Source organism: Paraburkholderia sp. A1RI-2L, from assembly GCF_048957375.1.
GTDB lineage: Bacteria > Pseudomonadota > Gammaproteobacteria > Burkholderiales > Burkholderiaceae > Paraburkholderia.
Genome location: NZ_JARBTA010000006.1, coordinates 210,654 through 228,301, shown reverse-complemented (window position 1 = coordinate 228,301; position 17,648 = coordinate 210,654). Strand labels below are relative to the sequence as shown.

The following is a 17,648-nucleotide window of genomic DNA, read 5'->3' as shown; positions in this document are numbered from 1 at the left end:
GTGGCGCCCCGCTTTGTCGCAGTAAGCGTCGGGGCATCATACGCCCTGACAACAGGAAGGATTGGACACTTGGTGACGACTCTGAAGCCGGAACGGGCGAATGGAGGCTTTGTCGCAATAAGGGACCTGCTATGCTGAAGTCACGAAGACGGACGATCTGAACAATGCAGCAGAACCTGAATCCGGCTGTGGCGAAGGTGCTCAAGCGCCTGCACTATCAGCTTGATGTAATCCTTCTCAACGCTGACGTGAGACGCCGATCAAGATCTGCCAGAACAAATACCTGAACAACGTCGTGGAGCAGGACCACCGTGCCATCAAGCGTCGCACCCGCCCCATGCTTGGATTCGGCGATTTTCGCTGTGCCCGCATCATTCTGGGTGGCATCGAAGTCATGCATATGATCGTCAAGGGGCAGATGAAATACGTTCGCGGCTCTCAACAATCCGCCGCCGAGCAATTTTACTCGCTAGCGAAATAAGTAATCCTCTTCATCGAACTTTTCTTGGCCGTTGCCCTTATCGCGACAAAACCCAAGGTCGACCTATCGAAATCGCTGTCATATTGCCCTTGGGTACGAGACGCGTCACACCTTGTGCGGGCCATAGCCGTTCAAGCACTACCTCTCGGACAGGGACAAGGGTCCCTACGACCAGCATCGAAGACGTTTTCCGAGCCATCCTGGGCCCAATTCGTCCAACACCGTACACGCCGAGAACGCGACTCTTTAATCACGGCAAGTGACGAGTTACCGATAGAGATTTAATCTCGAATATTACAAAATATTGATCAATAGAATTATGTTAAATTTAGTTTTCCTATATAATTGATTTAAGACTTTACAACCAATGCCGCCGCAAGCGCGCGCAAATGAGTGCGAGGCGTCAGCCCAAAAAGGGACCGCGACGCATTTCATTTCGGTGGACGGCATCCTTTATGGTGCCGCCCGTCGACGCGCGACTTGTGCCGGAGTCTGGAGCGGCTGCTAGAATATGTAGACTTTACTGGGGTGAGGCAGGAGGTGCCATCCAGTACTGCTGTTGCCACATCATGTTGTTCATCATTTCCTGCTGCATTCGCAGGTACTGATCAGTCATGTACTGCCGCTTCTTGAGCTGCTCGGGCGTCAACTGGGAGTAATACCCTCCCATATGCCCCCAGCCGCCTCTCATGCCGGGACCACCCATCATGCCGGGACCCATCCCGCCGTATCCCATCATCCCGTATCCCCACATGCCGTGCATGGTGCCCATTGCACTCTGCATCGTAGCCCAGTGTTGCTGAAGGAGCTTCTGACGTTCTTGCGGGTCTTGGGTTTTGCGAATCTGGTCCATCTGCGCCTGCATGGTCTTCGTCTGCTCTTGAAACTGAGCCAGCTTCTTGTCGAATGCAGCGGTATCCGGACTTTGAGATTTGGAACTGCTTTGTGCGGCAGCTGCGTCTTTGGACGCGGCAAGAAGCGTCGGCGAAGTCAATGCGGAACAAAGCGCGACTGCGAACAAAAGCTTTTTCATGTGGCCTCCGGCGTCTAGTGTGCGGCCGATTACACGAACCTGTCGCCGATTTCAAGCCTATTCGCCGGTCCGCAATCCCCCTTGATGTGCATCAAGAATCTCTTGCGCCACGACCAGTGTTTGTAACGTGACAGCGGGAGATCAAATGGAGCCCAGCGCGCCGGGGCTGCAGTCCTCTCGCCGGAAGTCGGGGCCAATGAGTCCCGTCATCATCACCCTGCTCGTGCGCTTTGCGTCGAGCAGACGCGAGCGAAACAGCACGACACACCATGGCTGATGGATGGACAGATCGTGAACGGCTCTATCCCCGGAAGTCCGTAGTCCATCCAGGTCGCCGATTTGCTGCTTACCCGATGGACAACGCGGGCGTCAGGCCTTGCCAGCGTCCGTGAGCGCCTTGAGGCGACGGTACAGCGTGCGCTCGCTCATCCCAAGCCGGGCAGCGAGTTCACTGCGCTTGCCGCCCGATTTCGCCGCGGCAAGCGCGAGTTGCGCGTCCGACACCTCGCGAGGCGGAGCGATACCCGTCGCAGGCAACATTTCGGCCGGCGCCATGACGTCTCGCGTGAGTGAGTCCGGCAACTGGCCGGGCCGTATTACCCCGTCGTCGGCCAGGAGGCTTGCTCGCTCGAGCACGTTGCGCAATTCGCGGATGTTGCCCGGCCAGGAATACGCACGCAGGAGTGCCAGCGCGTCCGGCGAAATCAGGGGTTTGCGCGGTGAGACGTGTCCCGCCGATGCGATGCGCGCCAGAATGGAGTCGGCCAGGAGCGGGATATCTTCCACACGCTCGCGCACCGCGGGCAAATGAATGGGAAAAGCACTGATCCGGAAGTAGAGGTCTGAGCGAAACTGGCCCGCCGCGACCATCTGCTCGAGCGGCTGGTGTGTCGCAGCGACGAGCCGGAAATCGGCGCGCTGGGTCTCGGTGCTGCCGACACGCCTGAAGGTCCCGGTTTCGATGAGACGCAACAGCTTGACCTGGATCGACAGAGGAACATCGCCAATCTCGTCGAGGAAGAGCGTGCCGCCTTGCGCGGTTTCAACCAGCCCAGGCTTTCGACTGGTGGCGCCCGTGAACGCCCCCTTCTCGAAGCCGAACAGCTCGCTTTCGAAGAGCGTTTCGGTAATGCCGGAACAGTCGACGACAACGAATGGCCCTTGCGCGCGCTCGCTCGCTTCGTGAAGCGCATGGGCGAACAGTTCCTTGCCGGTACCGGATTCGCCGAGCAGCAGGACGGGCAACGTCGATGGTGCGACGCGCTGCAGAGCGGAAATCGCTGCATTGAACGTCGGTGCGCGACCGACGAGCCCTTCCGCGCTGGGTCTTGCTGATGCGCCCCGAACCGTCGCCAGTCGCTCAACGTACGCGATGATCTCCGAGCGGGCATCGAAGATCGGCCGCAGCTCGACGTCTACGTGTTCCGGGCCCCGTGGCGTGTGATGGATATGCAGCACGCGGTCCGCGCCGCGATTCTCGGCCGCGCGCTTCATTGGGCAGTGCTCTCCTGCCTGATCGCAGGGCACGTCGTAATGATGGGAAACCTGATAGCACCTGCGGCCGACGTGCGCCTGCCCCTCCACGCCAAATTGCCGCTGATAAGCCCGGTTCGCCGCCAGAATCTGGTATTGCGGATCGAGCACGATGGCGGGCAGCGGATCGTACTCCAGGTACGACACCAGCGCGCCGACTTCCGGCGCCACGTCCGGCAGAGGAGAACCAGTCCGTGTCTGGTCAGGCGAAGTCATGATCGTCGGTCCTTGCTCTTGCAGCCGATATTTTCAGACTGCCAATTATGCCACCGACTGCCATCTGGCAGTCATGCTGTCAATAGTAGCGCTCGCGGCGCCCCGCCCAAGCCGATCATCACGCACAGAAATGCCAATCTAAATCATGGATTTAAATATCCATGGAGCCTTGCCCAGCAAGGCTGGCACGATTATTGAACTACGGTTCCTCGCCAGGACTGAGCGTCCGCCATTTGCGAGGAATATCCAGAATGTCTGCCTGCAGATTTGCCGTCGAAGGGTTCTTCGATCCCGCCACGTGGACCGTGAGCTACCTGCTGCTCGATGTCGGGACGCGGCGCTGCGCGCTGATCGATACCGTGCTTGATTACGACCCGAAATCGGGTCGCACGAGGACTGTCACAGCGGACCGGCTTGCCAGCCGCGTCGAATCACTGGGCGCCCGTGTGGACTGGCTGCTTGAAACCCATGTCCACGCCGATCACCTATCCGCGGCGCCCTATCTCAAGGAGAGGCTCGGAGGCAAGGTGGCCATCGGCGGCCAGGTCACGCGCGTGCAGGGCGTGTTTGGCAAGCTCTTCAATACGGGGCCGGACTTCCACACCGACGGCTCGCAGTTCGATCGCCTTTTTGCCGATGGCGACGTGTTCCATGTGGGCGACGTCGAGGTCCGCGTGATGCACACGCCGGGTCATACGCCGGCGTGCGTGACCTATGTGGTCAGCGACGGCTCCCAGCAGGCGGCTTTCGTCGGCGACACGCTTTTCATGCCCGACTACGGAACCGCCCGCTGCGACTTTCCCGGTGGCGACGCGTCGACGCTCTATCGGTCGATCCGCCGGGTTTTCAGCCTGCCGGCGGAGACGCGCCTGTACATGTGCCACGACTATCAGCCAGGCGGTCGCGCCGTGAAATTCGAAAGCACCGTGGCCGAGGAGCGCGAAGCCAACGTCCACATGCACGACGGCATCGACGAGGCGTCGTTCATCGCCATGCGCACGGCCCGCGACGCCACGCTCGACATGCCCGCGCTCATCCTGCCATCGGTGCAGGTCAACATGCGTGCCGGCCACATGCCAGAGCCGGAGAGCAACGGCATTTCATACATCAAGATCCCGATCAACGCGCTTTGAGCGATGCGTTGGACATCGACGAAAACACAAGAGGCAAACATGGAACTCAAGAAGCTCACGGACACCTTTGCAGTTTCCCCCCAGATCCGCGTTGCCGATCTGGCTACGCTGCGCGAGATGGGCTTTCGCGCGATCATCTGCAACCGTTCCGACGGCGAAGGCGCGGACCAGACCACGTTCACCGAAATCGAGCAGGCAGCACGACAGCTTGGCATGGAGGCACACTACCTTCCTGTGGAATCGGGCAAAGTGAGCGATCAGGATGCCGAACGATTCCGCGATTATCTGGACACCCTTCCGCGGCCCCTGCTCGCTTACTGCCGCAGCGGCATGCGCTCGGCGACCCTATGGGCGCTGGCCAGCAGATCAACCATGTCGCTCGTCGAGATCCTTGCCGCAGGCAAGCGCGCCGGGGTCGACTTGAGTGGGCTCGCGCGCCGCATCGGCTCGCCGCGCATCTCCACCGAGGAACAGCACGACGTCGTCATCATCGGCGCGGGAGCGGCGGGCGTCGCCACCGCGTCGAGCCTGCTTGCCCGGGCGCCCAATCTTGACATCGCCATCATCGACCCCGCCGACGTACACTACTACCAGCCCGGCTGGACGATGGTGGGCGCGGGCGTATTCCGCCCGGAAACGACCGCTCGTCCCATGGGTGGAGTACTCCCGCGCAATGTTCGCTGGATCAAGTCGGCTGTGGCCGCGTTCGAGCCCACAGCGAATGCCGTGATCCTCGAAGGCTGCCGCGTCGTGAAATATCGGCAACTCGTGGTCTGCCCAGGCCTTAAGCTGGACTGGAATGCCATTGAAGGACTGCCGCAGACGCTTGGGCGCAACGGCGTGACCTCCAACTATCGTTACGACCTTGCGCCCTACACCTGGCAACGGGTGCAGCAGCTCAAGGGCGGCCGCGCGCTCTTCACGCAACCGCCCATGCCGATCAAATGCGCGGGCGCACCGCAAAAGGCCATGTATCTCTCGTGCGATCACTGGCGCCGCACCGGCAGGCTCAACCAGATCAACGTCGAGTTTTACAACGCTGGCGCGGCGCTCTTCGGTGTAGCCGACTATGTACCAGCACTCATGAGGTACGTTGAGTCGTACGGCATCGATCTGAACTTCGGTTTCAACCTGACGGCCGTGGACGGCGAAGCACGGCGCGCGACCTTCACGCGAGCACTCCCTGGCGGCGGCAGCGAAACATTCGAGACCGGATTCGACCTGCTCCACGTCGTGCCGCCCCAGAAGGCGCCCGATTTCATCCGTGTCAGCCCGCTTGCCGATGCCGGCGGGTGGGTCGACGTCGATCAGGGTACCTTGCGGCACAAGGTCTACGAGAACATCGTCGGACTAGGCGACGTGACCAATACGCCCAACGCAAAGACCGCGGCAGCCGCGCGCAAGCAGGCGCCGATCGTCGCGCACAACGTGCTTGCCGCGCTGGGTGTCACGCGCGGAGCGGCGATCTATGACGGTTACGGTTCGTGCCCGCTCACGGTCGAGCGCGGGAAGATCGTGCTCGCCGAGTTTCTCTACGGCGGCAAGGTCGCGCCGACCTTCCCCGCATGGATCATCGACGGGAAGAAGCCATCCGGTCTCGCCTGGCTGCTCAAGGAGCGCATCCTGCCTCCGCTTTACTGGCAAGGCATGCTCAAGGGACGAGAGTGGTTCGTGCAACCCCAGGTAGCCGACTGATACTCGTCCACTTGCCGTATCTCGAGGTGATCAATGCTGGTCTCGCTTCTTCTCGGCGCCGTAGTCGGCGCCATTCTCGGACTCACGGGCGCCGGTGGCGGCATCCTGGCCGTACCCGCGCTCGTATTTGGAATGGGATGGCCCATGCAGCAGGCCACGCCAGTTGCGCTTGTCGCCGTCGCGGGCAGCGCGGCAGTGGGCGCGCTCGAGGCGTTCCGCAAACGCCTGGTCCGTTATCGCGCCGCGTTCCTGATGGCCGCGCTCGGGGTCCCCGCCACGGCGGTGGGAGCGCGCCTCGCACGCGCCCTGCCCCAGAGGCTGCTGCTTGGCTTGTTCGCCTGCGTCATGCTTTTCGTTGCCTTCCGGCTATTGCGTCAGACGATCAGGCGCAACGCACCGGAACAACAAGCGTCGCCGCTTTGCGTCGCTCATGTCAACCCGGCAACAGGCCGGTTTGACTGGTCATGGCCCACTGCGCTGGCACTGGCGGCGACCGGGTCGCTAACCGGCCTGATGACGGGGCTGCTCGGCGTGGGCGGCGGATTCATCATCGTGCCGTTGATGCGCAAGCTGACCGACGTATCCATGCACGGTATCGTAGCAACGTCGCTGATGGTGATTGCGCTGGTTGGCAGTGGCGGTGTGCTGGCGACAGCGATGCACGGCACAGCATTACAGTTCGACATCGTCCTGTGGTTCAGCGCCGCGACCGCCGCGGGGATGTTAGGTGGGCGCCTCGTTTCGCATCGTCTGGCCGCCCATCACGTCCAGTCCGGGTTTGCGGCCATCCTCGTATGCGTGGCCCTCGGCATGCTCGCCAAGGCCTTCCTCGCATGAACCGGCGGGCGCAGCGCGCACCATGCGCTTCATGCGGGGACGAGGGATGATCGCAAATGGCGTCATGTGCCCGACATGACATGCCGGCGCGTGTGGAAACAATTTTCCGTCATGATTGGACACGCGATTGCGCTTGTCAGGCGGAAAACTCGTCGAACGCTGTTAGCGCGTGGGTGGCGTACATCATCGACGGGCCCCCACCCATGTAGACTGCAGTAGCCAGCACGTCTTCGAGTTCCTGTCTCGTCATGCCAAGCTTCACCAGCGTCTGGACATGAAAGCCAATACAGTCGTCGCACCGAGAAGACACTGCGATACCCAGCGCAACCAGCTCCCGGGTCTTTTTGTCCAGAGCGCTGTCCTTTGTGCCCGCAGCCGCCAGTTGGCTGAATGCCGTCATCAGGTCTGGCTGCGTTTGACGCAGGGCTCGCATCTGGTTGGAGACCGCGCGTACGACGTCTTTAAATACAGGTAATCCACTCATTGCTGTTCCTCCGGCTATCAGAGATCTAATGGAAAATTTGGAAGCCAAAATAAAGCGAACCACGCATGCCACTATCGATCTGGCCATTGGGCCACGTGATTCCGGTATCGGGTCCGCCCCATTCGGCCGATCAAGGTCTGTGTGCGCTCAAGCCGTGGTTCACGGAAAGCAGAGTATCCGAACGCGGGGCCCACTGTGACCAGCCGCGAGCCGTTGTTGTACGCCTTGCTTACGCCCGTTGCATGCCCGATTTCGTCCATTCGACGAGTTCGAAGACGACCATACCCACCACCATCGCTGCCACGAATCCAATGGCCTTCGGATAGCCCGCACCCAGTGCAACCAGCGCCGGCCCAGGGCAGAAGCCCGCCAGGCCCCAGCCGATACCGAAGGCGGCGCTGCCGAGGACGAGCCTTGGCGTAATTGCCGTGCTTGCCGGAAGCTGCACAGGCAAGCCCAGTAACGAGCGCGTGCGGCGTCTCGCAATGAAGAATGCGAGAGAAGCCACGACGATGGCGCCAACCATCACGAACGCGAGGGAGGGGTCCCAACTGCCGGCGATATCGAGGAAGCCCAACACCTTCGCTGGGTTGCTCATGCCGGAGACCATCAATCCAACGCCGAAAATCAGCCCCGAAAGGAGTGCCATGAGGATTGCCATATCAGCCTCCAATCAGGTGCCGTTGGACAAAAACAGTCAGAAATCCCGCCGCCATGAAGGTCAGCGTGGCGACGAGCGAACGCAGCGACCCGCGCGAAAGGCCACACACGCCGTGACCACTGGTACAGCCGCTGGCATAGCGGGTGCCGAACCCCACCAGGAAGCCCGCAGCCAGGACGACGCCCCAACTCGCCTCGATATCCGCAATTGCCGGCTTGCCGAGCAGGCCTGCAATGACAGGGGCGATAACGAGGCCTGCGACAAACGCGAGTCGCCAGCCGCTGTCATTACGTGGCAGGCTCAACAGGCCACCGAAGATGCCGCTGATGCCGGCGATGCGACCGTTGAACAGCACGAGTAAGGCTGCCGCCAGGCCGATGATGAGTCCGCCGGTCAACGAGAGACCGGGTGTGAAATGGGTGAAGTCAATCAACATGATTCGTCCCCAGAAGGATTCGCGCAGAACTGTTGATAAAGCACGGTCATCACGGCGAGCGATTGCTGACTCGCCACCGAATAAAAGATGTTCTTGCCCTCGCGGCGCGTTGCCACGAGGCCGTTTTCGCGGAGCAGGCCCAACTGCTGGGACAGGGTCGGCTGCCGGATACCAAGCTCCTCCTCGAGTTCGCCCACAGAAAGCTCCCCCTGTGAGAGGCGGCACATCAGCAGCAGACGGTCTGGATTGGCGAGCACCTTGAGCAGCGCACACGCGTTTGTCGCGGCAGCCTGCATGGTGGCCAGGTCGATAATGGGATGGCTTGGGTCCATTGGGAAATCGCTCAATTTACACGTTAATAATATATATATGCATATTTTATCTGTCAATATAGTGATTCCTCCAGCGGCGTCATGCAAACGCTCGCTCCCTAATTTTTCTCCGCCTGCACGGCACGAGCGGGGCTTTGACGCCAGAGACCTTGGGGGGTGCCGGACTCCCTGTCTGACGCGCCTGCATTCTTGTTACCTGCCCAGTGTCACCACGTCAGGGACCGGCTGGGCCTGTGTCATTGCCGTCGGACTGTTTGAGGGGCCGCCGCCATTTCAGTTTTCGCTGTTCAAGAAGCAATTTCCAGTCGAGCTTCATGAGCGCGTATACGAGCCCGAGCAACGCCAGTTGCGAAAGCACGAACCAGACGCCCAGATACTGCCCTTCCAAGACGGCTTCGGGATCGACGAACGATGACGCGAGCCGTCCCAGGCGAGCCCAGATCGTGTAGCTGACCATGCGCCCAGCAAAGAACGCTGCACCGATGAAGCCGAGCGGCAGCCCCGACAACCCGTAGCCAATGAACAGGTAGCTGGACGGAAACGGGCTGAGCACATACACGAGAAATGCGCCAGCTGTCTTCTTCCTGTGCTTCCCGAGCCACGCGCTGACCACCTCAATGTTTTGTCGATCGGCGTCGCGCAACCAGCGCCGTCTCACCAGTGACCGGGAGAGTGTTGCAAGCGTGAGTCGACCTGCCGTTGCGGCACTGGCAGCAACGGCAGCAATAAGCAGCGTGCTCCCCTCGTGAATGTTGAAGCCAACCCACGACATCGCCATCCAGGTCGGCGGCGCAAACGCTGGCATGAGATTGATCAGCAACACGATGACGAACAGGAGCGCCAATGTTTTCACTTCTGTCCTCCAAGCGCGCGTGCGCATTTGCCTGGCAGCGAACTCAACGAAACTGCCGCCTCGATTTCAAGCCGGGCCACACTCGGGGGGCTTCCATTTCGCGTCGGTGGTCGCGCAACCGTTCGCGCTGCTCGCGGGTAAACAATGCATCGATACGCTTGTGTTCGTCGACAGAGATCCCGTACATCTGCTTGCGCAGGTCGCGCATCGTGGCGTAACTGGCGTCGATGGCTGCCTGGTCGCGGTATAAAAGTCGCGAAGCGCCGACTGTTCATCAAGCATCTTGCCCATCAGTAGCCAGCGGGCCTTGCGCGATTGATCAACGATCGCATTCATGCGAGTTTGCTGGTCGTGCGACAGTTTCAGGCCCGGATCCCAGCCGACATGGTCGACGCCACAATCGTGGTCATAACCACCCATCATGCCTGGGCCACGCATACCTGAGCCCTTCATTCCTGCGCTCATGCAGTCGCCATCGCAACCTCCCATCATGCCGGGGCCGCCACCGTATGGTCCGTTGCCTCTGGCAGGCACATTGCTGCCTTGCTGTGCGAAGGAAACCGCGATTGGCGAAGCAACCAGCACTGCCACGACGCAATTTCGCAACGCGCGCAGAGTGAATATCTGGGGTTCATCACGTACCTCCGCACCGGGCCGATCCGCACTCCGGATAACCGAAAATTCAGCGTATAGGGCTGCGGAAAAACGTGATTGATTTGTGTCAATTCGAGACGGGAGAAACGACTCGTGCCGGGCGCCATCAATGGCAAATCTGCATGCACGTCCATGAGTTCCCCGTTGACATACATCAAGCGTTCGCGACCCACCTTGCCTACAGTGGCGTCTTGGCAGGCCTTGTCACGGCGCGTCGTATCCGTAACGCTATCAATCAGGTGTCCCAATGTCCAGATTTCACAGAGGCGCACTACTCGCATTCTTATACGCTCGCAGGGCGAGATGCGCACGGTTCAGGTTCCCGCGAGCGGAAGCACCGAGATGATTCTTCATCTGGAAGATCCCGATGAGTGTGAAGACATCAAACTTTGTGGCCCGCGCGGATGATCGGAAACCGCGACCGCACTACCTGAATGAAGCACTAAACGGGGAGTATGTCATGTATAACTCGAGATCGGGCAGCAGCGCGAACGGTCCGCTCAGGATGCTCATCGCTGTGGACCATTCTGAAGCGTCGCTATGTGCGGCGAGGTTCGCATGCGAACTAGTACAACATCCCTCAAATAGCTTTAGTAATTATCAGGCTGCAGGTACGGGTGCAGCAGCGTGACGACCTCCCCGGCCATTTCGTCGAGCGTACCGGTACCTGGCAGGGGTTCCCAACGTCCACTGTGGCTGCGAAAGTCGGCGCCATAACGAATGCGGCCGAGTTCAGTCAGTCGGGCCACCACGGTTGGCTCCTCGCAGGTGACGCCCGTAGGCTTGCGTAACGATCTGCTCATGGCCGAGCAAACCGCGCAGTCGTCGCTGCAATTCAGCAGCGTAGTGTTTGGCGGGTAAAGCTGGCATGTCGTGTCCTCGATTACGATGTGCCGCTTTGCAGCGGATAGCTACGGTATCAAGTCGGCATTACTGAGTTCGTTTTGTACGCCATCGCTAACGAAGGACTGAACTTCTTATAAGACTGCATCGTAACGGGTCAAACACGTGAACAATTCGAGACAAAGATCAGGGCCAAAGTCGCGACACTGCCGCGCGAGTCGGACCTGGCTGGTGCAATCAATGACTCGCCGAATCGCCGGGCGAAATTGATACTGTTCCGCGAAGATGAACGGCGCGACCTGATGGTACAAAAATGCGTTGATTTTCCGGTCAAAAGTGCAAGCCAGTAACGCAACCGTCAGGTCACCGTTCTGAACACCATCATTTCGCAGCGTCGACCACTAGCGTGGCCCGCATGGCGTCGCGGTAGTGCCCTGGCTCGTTACAGAAGGCAATATAACGACCGGGTTTGAGTACGAGCCGTGCCGTGACCGTTTCCCGGGGATTGAGGTCCTCCACGCCTTGCAGATCGCCCAGACGCGCTTCCTTTACCTGTTGTGTTTTCTGATCATAAGGCAGCGCGGCGCTGGTGCCGGACCATGGCAAGACCATGAATTCGTGCTTCAACGTGTGAGACTCATTCGTGATCGTAAACTCGACCGGCCCGGCCGGTATGGTCGATGGCACCAGAGTCAATGACATCCCTGTGCTTCCTCCGTCTGAAAGGTGAACCGTCACTGTGGACGGTTCAGCGGGCAGCGCCCCCGTCGAGACCGCGAAGAGACCTGCAGTCATCGCGACCTGTAATGCGTTCCTCTTCATGACGCCCCTCCCATGCAACAGCAATCATCCACGCGATCACCCGCTGGTTGGACGCAAACCCATTTCTATCTGAAAGGTGCTACAGCCTAAGCCGCGGATTCGACGTCCAATGTAACGCTCGCCGCCTTAAGATCAACTTAAGACTACAGCCGCGATCGCGCTGGCCTTTTTCTGCATTCGGGACCAGTCTGCTCCCATCATCGATTACGTGATCGGGCACAGTTACTGGGGAGCCCCCAGGCTTTCAGGGGGCATGCTTCCAACATTCACGACAAGCATGGCGTTAACCGCGTCTTAAGACTGGTGTTTCAGACTGTCATTGCTGGAACACAAATCACCAGCACTCCCCGAATGGCTCACCACGGAGGTACTTGCCATGAACACCCTCATCAAGGCACTTGCCCTGTCGCTTGCGGTCGCCATGCCGGCGATATCGTTTGCACAGGCGTCAAACGATTCGTTGACCCGCGCGCAGGTCGAGGGACAACTGATCCAGCTCGAACATGCGGGTTACAAGCCGAGCAGGACGCAGTATCCTGCGGACATTCAGGCAGCCGAAGCCCGCGTGGCCGCGAATGCCGGTACGGGTTACGGTGGCACGGCACCGAGCACGTCGCAATCCGGTGACCGCATCTCGCATCACACACGGAATGCCGAGTACGGCCACCACTGACGACAAGCAGAACAGAACAACAGTATGCGGATACTTCTGGTAGAAGACGATGCGCTGATCGGCAGCGGCTTGCAGCAGGGGCTGCAGGGCGAGGGGTTCGCCGTGGACTGGGCCCAGGATGGCAACGCGGCGTCCCTCGCCTTGCGCACGACGTCATACGGGCTCGTCCTGCTTGATCTCGGCCTGCCAAAGCAGGACGGGCTGACCTTGCTCACCCGGTTACGCGAGCGCGACGACGACACTTCCGTCATTATCGTCACGGCCCGCGATGCCGTTCCCGATCGGGTAGCTGGACTCGACGGCGGCGCGGACGACTATATCGTCAAGCCATTTGCACTCGATGAGCTGCTCGCGAGAATGCGTGTCGTGCATCGTCGGCAGGCTGGTCGCGCGCGGACAACATTACATGCAGGCGCGCTGCGGCTCGACCCCGCCCAGCACCGGGTCTGGCTGCGCGACGAGGAGATCTCGCTCACGACACGTGAGTTCGCGCTGCTTCACGAGCTGATGCACAATCCGGACACGATCGTTTCCCGGGAACAGCTCGAAGAGCGTCTCTACGGCTGGAATGAAGAGGTCGAGAGCAACACGATCCAAGTGCATATCCATAATCTGCGCCGCAAGCTGGGCACAAAGTCGATTCGCAATGTGCGCGGCGTGGGGTACCAGATCGGAGAGATTGATTGAAGTCCCTGCGCCGGCGTCTGCTGATCTGGCTGCTGCCCGCCGCGTTGCTCGCCGGTTTGCTTGCGAGCGCGGCGACCTACCGGGGTGCGCTCACGGAGCTGAACGAGGTGCTCAACGACCAGCTCAAGGGCATTGCACAGCACGTCGTGGTCGAACCCGATGGTCACCTGTCGCTCCGGGGCATGCAGGGCACAAACGAGGACCGGCTCTCGGGCGAGCAGTCACACACGGTGCTGCTTCAGGTCTGGCGCGGCACGACGCCCGTCTTCAGCACAGATCGGGATTCGTCATTGCCGCCGCCGCAGGCCGAGGGGTTCTCGGACATCGAGTTCAACGGACAGCTCTGGCATACCTACGTCGAGCGCAACGGCGACCTGCAGGTACGCATTGCCCAGGCGAGACGCGCGCGCTGGGAAGCGGTGGCGGAGATCGCCACGTCCCTTTTCTGGCCTGTTCTATCGCTGGTACTGGTGCTTGCCCTTTTTGTCTGGTTTGGCATCGGCTACGGTTTGAAGCCACTGCGGCAGATCGCGGCCAACGTGAAACGACGCGACGTGGACAACATGCATGAGATCGACACTGCAGCCATGCCGGCAGAAGTCAAACCGCTGATCGATGCAATCAACGATCTGTTGTCGCGACTTGATCACGCATTCACCGCCCAGCGTCAATTCATCGCCGATGCCGCGCATGAGTTGCGCACGCCGATCATGGGGCTCGGGCTTCAGGCTGAGCTGCTGCAAAAGGCGCCGGGCCCGCGTGAACGCGAAGCCATCACGGCGCAGATCCGCACCGGTACGGCACGCCTCGCTCATCTCGCCGAACAGTTGCTGACACTGGCGAGACTCGAACCCGAATCGCCAGCTCCGGCTTTCAGCGAGCTGGATCTGACTGCGCTCGCACGGGCCGTCGTCAGCGAAAGGGTACGGTACGCAGAAACCAACGAGATCGACCTGGGCCTGGTTGCCACGGGCGTCGTCACAGTACCCGGCAATGCTGACAGCCTTCGCATCCTGCTCAACAACCTGGTCGACAACGCGATCCGCTACGCCGGAGCCCACGCACGCATTGACGTCATTGTGGGCCGCGAGGACAGCTGCGCCGTGCTCGAGGTCTGCGACACCGGCCCGGGAATACCGGTGGAAGACCGGATGCGCGTGTGGGAACGCTTTTACCGCGGCGACGGGCACACTGCGTCGGGCAGCGGTCTGGGCCTGTCGATTGTCAGGCGCATTGCCGGACAGCATCACGCCCGCATCTCGCTTGGCAGCGGTGAAGACAATCACGGATTGGCGGTAACCTTGCGTTTTCCGCCTGCCGGCCCCCATGCTGCTGTCGTGGAAGCGGAAAAAACCGGCGACGCGGCAGCCACTTAGCCCAACAAACAGAGGCCATCTTTTCACGCGGGAAGGGGCATCACTAGCCCATCGCAAAGCATGCCCATGGACACCAGCTCATCCAGACGCATGCGGTTGCCCATGAGCCACGAGTTGTCACACTGGTTAGGATAACTACATGCAATGACGGCCTACGGATTGACCGCACTGATTGGTTTGCACGTGCTGGGGGCTCTGGCGCACCGGCTAGTCAGGGGGCATAACATCCTTCCACGCATTCTTCCCTTGCGCCAACGGCCGCTATCCAAGGTGCCTGCCGGACTAACCGAACTGGATTGATCCCGCAAGTCACACTGTTTCGCGTGCTGGCCAAGCATTAGGCGCATTAATGCTCAACGGCTCGCCGGCGTATGGTCACGGAAGGATCAACCGGACTGCAGTCCCGTGTCTCGTTCGATTCGCTCGCCATCTGTAGCCGACCCTGAACACACCTGCGTAGCCGCCTCAGTCCCACAGGCGACATCCGCCGATGATGCCTCCGCACTCTGCGTGCCCCGACGCGCTCTCAGGTCAAAAAATGGACGGTGAACATGGGGCAGGGCGTTGACACTTTGCTCAACGGAATCATTTCGCCACACTGACGATAAACGTGGCACGCATTGCGTCGCGAAAGTGTCCTGGCTCGTTGCAGAATGCAATATAGCGGCCGGGCTTGAGCTGAAGTCGTGTCGTGACAGTCTCCCGGGGGTTAAGGTCTTCCACACCTTGCAGCTTGCTCAGGCGATCCTCATCAACCTGCTGTGTCTTCTGATCATACGGTAGTGCGCTACCGTCGTTGGACCACGGCAAGATCAGGAATTCGTGCTTCAACGTACGCGACTCATTCGTGATCGTAAATTCGACCGATCCTGCCGGCACAGTCGACGGCACCAGAGTCAATGACATTCCGGCACTCCCACCGTCTGAAAGGTGAACCGTTACCGCGGTCGGCTCGACTGGTAGCGCAGCCGGTGCAACGGCAAAAAGACCTGCAGTCACCAGTGCCTGAAACACGTTCCTCTTCAGCATGGCAAGCCTCCTGTTCGATAGCGGCAGGCCATTCCACTGGCGCGCCGTCAGTGATCCCGGTCACCATTGAATTGCGTCATACGATGCGTCACTGATACTCAGGGAGGGATTTCCCTCCCTGAGTATCAGTGCAAGGCTTGAACAGCTGGCTCGAATAGGGATTCGAAAGTCAATGTGACGCTGCCTGGCTTAAGACTAGCTTATGGTCGTGCTCCCTTGGCCGATGACTGTGCTCTCTGGAGAATGCGCAAGCCCCCGCCCGCTGCTGCGATACCTCGCCGATCACACCGGATAAGAGTCACCCCACGTGAATTTCAATTGCGGTTCGCGCAACGCATCCCGCACGCTCGGGTGAAGTTCCTGACGAACGTCAAGTCGCCGCATCCTGATCATCTCATTGGCTTCTTTGCGCAGCCTTCTCGACGTCGCTTGCTGTCGCTGCTCACATCGAATTGGCTGGTTTTTGCTTCGAGAGAATTGATGCCAGGACAGGTTGACTTGCGTCAAAGGCAATGCCCCGGGACTAGCGTAGTTTTTTCTGCGTGAGGTAAGAGTGTCTCGCGCGAGAATCACTATATGACGGGATCCCGCAATGGGCCTGGTTCGCGGCGGGCCCGGTGATAGGGGTTCGGCTTTGCATCAGAATTTTTCCTGAGACACGGGAACGAAGTCGTGGGTCGGTGAATGACAAGGCGAAAGCCAAAGTCTCTCTGTCGCGATGGCCCTTCAGCACCCGGAACATTTGCCGACTGAGTTCTGAGGTAAGGAATTTCGCAATCCAAGGCGTCTAACCCGGGAGGTAAGCAATGAGCGAACATGTCCTCATTTCGCCGCGCGAATTGTCTGAAATAATGGCATCTGAATCGGTAGTGCTGGTCGACACACGAGACGCCGCGAACTACGCGGAAGCCCACCTGCCCGGCGCGGTGAATATTCACGAAATATTTACGTATCTTGCCACATCAACCCCCGACGGCCTGGCGGCATTACGCGACAAGTTTGCCAGCGCGTTCGGAAACGCAGGCCTGTCTGGCAAAGAAACCGCCGTTGTTTACGAACAGTCCATGGCAACCGGATTTGGCCAGTCGTGCCGCGGCTATGTGCTCCTGAGGTATCTCGGTTATCCACGCGAAAAGATCAAGGTCCTGCACGGCGGCTATGCAGCCTGGCGTGCGGAAGGCTTCCCCAGCACAACCGAAGTACCTGTTCCGAGGCCTGCTACATTCCCGACAAGCTCCAGCGCCGGTAACCTGTTCGTCGACCTTTCGGCAATGAAGACAGCCGTAGCGGACAAATCAATCGTGAAGCTTGATGTCCGGGATGTTGATGAATGGATCGGTGAGAGTTCTTCTCCTTATGGCAAGGACTTTTGCCCGCGCAAAGGAAGGATTCCCGGTTCGGTGTGGATCGAGTGGTACCGCATGATGAAGCCGACGCCCATGGGGCAAATGTTCAAGTCGCGCCAAGAAATTCTTGCCGAGTGCGCGACCGCAGGCATTTCCCATGAAACGCCCGTCATCGTTTTTTGTTTCAAGGGTGCCCGGGCCGCCAATACCTTTCTCGCGCTTGAGGAGGCCGGCCTCAAGGACGTACGGCTCTATTTCGGGTCGTGGAACGAATGGTCACGCGACCCATCCCTCCCCATCGAACAGGGCCTGCCATACCAGGTGAACGCTACGTAAGTATCTGGGTCCATTGCAGTCCAAATTAAAAGGGATCGTCATCGGGTAACTCCTTGTGGAGACTCGCCATCGTGCTGCATATATTGATCCGGGTGGGAGCGTGAACCGCTTCGTGGGAAAGACAAACCGGCTTTTTCGGATTGGGAGCAAGCGATGAACCACGGAAGGCGTCGTCACGTGCTGCAGTC

General features: G+C 59.9%; 18 protein-coding genes and 1 pseudogene. 8 read left to right on the top strand and 11 right to left on the bottom strand.

Features of this window, described 5'->3' with window-relative positions; genetic code table 11:
* Positions 1–247: 247 nt before the first annotated feature.
* A pseudogene (locus tag PWP93_RS36070) lies at positions 248–481 on the top strand (DDE-type integrase/transposase/recombinase); the annotation flags it as partial.
* Positions 482–1,001: 520 nt separating this feature from the next.
* Here PWP93_RS36070 and PWP93_RS36065 read toward each other — a convergent pair.
* Positions 1,002–1,514 carry a hypothetical protein gene (locus PWP93_RS36065; RefSeq protein ID WP_421048260.1) on the bottom strand — a complete coding sequence of 171 codons (513 nt, stop codon included), beginning with the start codon at positions 1,512–1,514 and terminating at the stop codon, positions 1,002–1,004.
* Between the two features lie 369 nt (positions 1,515–1,883).
* On the bottom strand, positions 1,884–3,263 hold the full coding sequence (locus PWP93_RS36060) for a sigma-54 interaction domain-containing protein (protein WP_421048259.1): 1,380 nt from the start codon (positions 3,261–3,263) through the stop codon (positions 1,884–1,886).
* 251 nt (positions 3,264–3,514) lie between these two features.
* Here PWP93_RS36060 and PWP93_RS36055 point away from each other — a divergent pair, with 251 nt between their 5' ends.
* The 3 genes from PWP93_RS36055 to PWP93_RS36045 are packed head-to-tail and all read left to right on the top strand — an operon-like array spanning position 3,515 to position 6,928.
* Positions 3,515–4,396: an MBL fold metallo-hydrolase gene (locus PWP93_RS36055; RefSeq protein WP_421048258.1), complete on the top strand. Its 882-nt coding sequence runs from the start codon at positions 3,515–3,517 to the stop codon at positions 4,394–4,396.
* A gap of 39 nt (positions 4,397–4,435) precedes the next feature.
* Positions 4,436–6,091: a TIGR01244 family sulfur transferase gene (locus PWP93_RS36050; protein WP_421048257.1), complete on the top strand. Its 1,656-nt coding sequence runs from the start codon at positions 4,436–4,438 to the stop codon at positions 6,089–6,091.
* Positions 6,092–6,124: 33 nt separating this feature from the next.
* Positions 6,125–6,928: a sulfite exporter TauE/SafE family protein gene (locus PWP93_RS36045; protein ID WP_421048256.1), complete on the top strand. Its 804-nt coding sequence runs from the start codon at positions 6,125–6,127 to the stop codon at positions 6,926–6,928.
* Positions 6,929–7,064: 136 nt separating this feature from the next.
* Here the strand turns inward: PWP93_RS36045 and PWP93_RS36040 are convergent, their stop codons facing one another.
* The 8 genes from PWP93_RS36040 to PWP93_RS36005 form a co-directional block, all read right to left on the bottom strand.
* Entirely contained in the window at positions 7,065–7,412 is a 348-nt protein-coding gene (locus PWP93_RS36040) for a carboxymuconolactone decarboxylase family protein (RefSeq protein ID WP_421048255.1), read from the bottom strand.
* A 229-nt stretch (positions 7,413–7,641) separates the two neighbouring features.
* On the bottom strand, positions 7,642–8,073 hold the full coding sequence (locus PWP93_RS36035; protein ID WP_421048254.1) for a DUF6691 family protein: 432 nt from the start codon (positions 8,071–8,073) through the stop codon (positions 7,642–7,644).
* Between the two features lies 1 nt (position 8,074).
* Positions 8,075–8,509, bottom strand: a complete 435-nt coding sequence (locus PWP93_RS36030) for a YeeE/YedE family protein (RefSeq protein WP_421048253.1) — start codon at positions 8,507–8,509, stop codon at positions 8,075–8,077.
* A complete protein-coding gene (locus tag PWP93_RS36025) occupies positions 8,503–8,841 on the bottom strand; it encodes a metalloregulator ArsR/SmtB family transcription factor (RefSeq protein ID WP_421048252.1) in 339 nt (112 codons plus the stop codon). The genes PWP93_RS36030 and PWP93_RS36025 overlap by 7 nt, the downstream gene beginning before the upstream one ends.
* 214 nt (positions 8,842–9,055) lie before the next feature.
* A complete protein-coding gene (locus PWP93_RS36020) occupies positions 9,056–9,694 on the bottom strand; it encodes a hypothetical protein (protein ID WP_421048251.1) in 639 nt (212 codons plus the stop codon).
* Positions 9,695–9,760: 66 nt separating this feature from the next.
* Positions 9,761–10,285, bottom strand: coding sequence for a hypothetical protein (locus PWP93_RS36015; RefSeq protein ID WP_421048250.1), 525 nt, complete (start codon positions 10,283–10,285; stop codon positions 9,761–9,763).
* A 653-nt stretch (positions 10,286–10,938) separates the two neighbouring features.
* Positions 10,939–11,151: a hypothetical protein gene (locus PWP93_RS36010; RefSeq protein ID WP_421048249.1), complete on the bottom strand. Its 213-nt coding sequence runs from the start codon at positions 11,149–11,151 to the stop codon at positions 10,939–10,941.
* 421 nt (positions 11,152–11,572) lie between these two features.
* The gene (locus PWP93_RS36005; RefSeq protein ID WP_421048248.1) at positions 11,573–12,013 is read right to left on the bottom strand and encodes a hypothetical protein; all 441 of its coding nucleotides are present in this window, start codon (positions 12,011–12,013) and stop codon (positions 11,573–11,575) included.
* Positions 12,014–12,389: 376 nt separating this feature from the next.
* On the opposite strand from PWP93_RS36005, the gene PWP93_RS36000 reads away from it, so the two are divergent.
* From PWP93_RS36000 to PWP93_RS35990, 3 genes are read left to right on the top strand one after another with little or no spacing between them, the layout of a single operon-like run.
* Positions 12,390–12,686 carry a DUF4148 domain-containing protein gene (locus PWP93_RS36000; protein ID WP_421048247.1) on the top strand — a complete coding sequence of 99 codons (297 nt, stop codon included), beginning with the start codon at positions 12,390–12,392 and terminating at the stop codon, positions 12,684–12,686.
* Positions 12,687–12,710: 24 nt separating this feature from the next.
* Positions 12,711–13,373, top strand: coding sequence for a response regulator (locus tag PWP93_RS35995; RefSeq protein ID WP_421048246.1), 663 nt, complete (start codon positions 12,711–12,713; stop codon positions 13,371–13,373).
* On the top strand, positions 13,370–14,749 hold the full coding sequence (locus PWP93_RS35990) for a sensor histidine kinase (RefSeq protein WP_421048245.1): 1,380 nt from the start codon (positions 13,370–13,372) through the stop codon (positions 14,747–14,749). Before PWP93_RS35995 ends, PWP93_RS35990 begins: the two co-directional genes overlap by 4 nt.
* A gap of 585 nt (positions 14,750–15,334) precedes the next feature.
* Here the strand turns inward: PWP93_RS35990 and PWP93_RS35985 are convergent.
* A complete protein-coding gene (locus PWP93_RS35985; protein ID WP_421048244.1) occupies positions 15,335–15,778 on the bottom strand; it encodes a hypothetical protein in 444 nt (147 codons plus the stop codon).
* A gap of 806 nt (positions 15,779–16,584) precedes the next feature.
* Between PWP93_RS35985 and PWP93_RS35980 the strand changes: the two genes are divergently transcribed.
* Positions 16,585–17,460: a sulfurtransferase gene (locus PWP93_RS35980; protein WP_421048243.1), complete on the top strand. Its 876-nt coding sequence runs from the start codon at positions 16,585–16,587 to the stop codon at positions 17,458–17,460.
* The last annotated feature ends 188 nt before the right edge of the window (positions 17,461–17,648 follow it).

Bases quoted from the DNA above. Each gene is read 5' to 3' on its own strand.
- PWP93_RS36010 (WP_421048249.1), bottom strand. From the start codon at position 11,151: ATGAGCAGATCGTTACGCAAGCCTACGGGCGTCACCTGCGAGGAGCCA.
- PWP93_RS36025 (WP_421048252.1), bottom strand. From the start codon at position 8,841: ATGGACCCAAGCCATCCCATTATCGACCTGGCCACCATGCAGGCTGCC.
- PWP93_RS36035 (WP_421048254.1), bottom strand. From the start codon at position 8,073: ATGGCAATCCTCATGGCACTCCTTTCGGGGCTGATTTTCGGCGTTGGA.
- PWP93_RS36065 (WP_421048260.1), bottom strand. From the start codon at position 1,514: ATGAAAAAGCTTTTGTTCGCAGTCGCGCTTTGTTCCGCATTGACTTCG.
- PWP93_RS36055 (WP_421048258.1), top strand. From the start codon at position 3,515: ATGTCTGCCTGCAGATTTGCCGTCGAAGGGTTCTTCGATCCCGCCACG.
- PWP93_RS36030 (WP_421048253.1), bottom strand. From the start codon at position 8,509: ATGTTGATTGACTTCACCCATTTCACACCCGGTCTCTCGTTGACCGGC.
- PWP93_RS35995 (WP_421048246.1), top strand. From the start codon at position 12,711: ATGCGGATACTTCTGGTAGAAGACGATGCGCTGATCGGCAGCGGCTTG.
- PWP93_RS35980 (WP_421048243.1), top strand. From the start codon at position 16,585: ATGAGCGAACATGTCCTCATTTCGCCGCGCGAATTGTCTGAAATAATG.
- PWP93_RS36005 (WP_421048248.1), bottom strand. From the start codon at position 12,013: ATGAAGAGGAACGCATTACAGGTCGCGATGACTGCAGGTCTCTTCGCG.
- PWP93_RS36040 (WP_421048255.1), bottom strand. From the start codon at position 7,412: ATGAGTGGATTACCTGTATTTAAAGACGTCGTACGCGCGGTCTCCAAC.
- PWP93_RS36060 (WP_421048259.1), bottom strand. From the start codon at position 3,263: ATGACTTCGCCTGACCAGACACGGACTGGTTCTCCTCTGCCGGACGTG.
- PWP93_RS36000 (WP_421048247.1), top strand. From the start codon at position 12,390: ATGAACACCCTCATCAAGGCACTTGCCCTGTCGCTTGCGGTCGCCATG.
- PWP93_RS35985 (WP_421048244.1), bottom strand. From the start codon at position 15,778: ATGCTGAAGAGGAACGTGTTTCAGGCACTGGTGACTGCAGGTCTTTTT.
- PWP93_RS36050 (WP_421048257.1), top strand. From the start codon at position 4,436: ATGGAACTCAAGAAGCTCACGGACACCTTTGCAGTTTCCCCCCAGATC.
- PWP93_RS36045 (WP_421048256.1), top strand. From the start codon at position 6,125: ATGCTGGTCTCGCTTCTTCTCGGCGCCGTAGTCGGCGCCATTCTCGGA.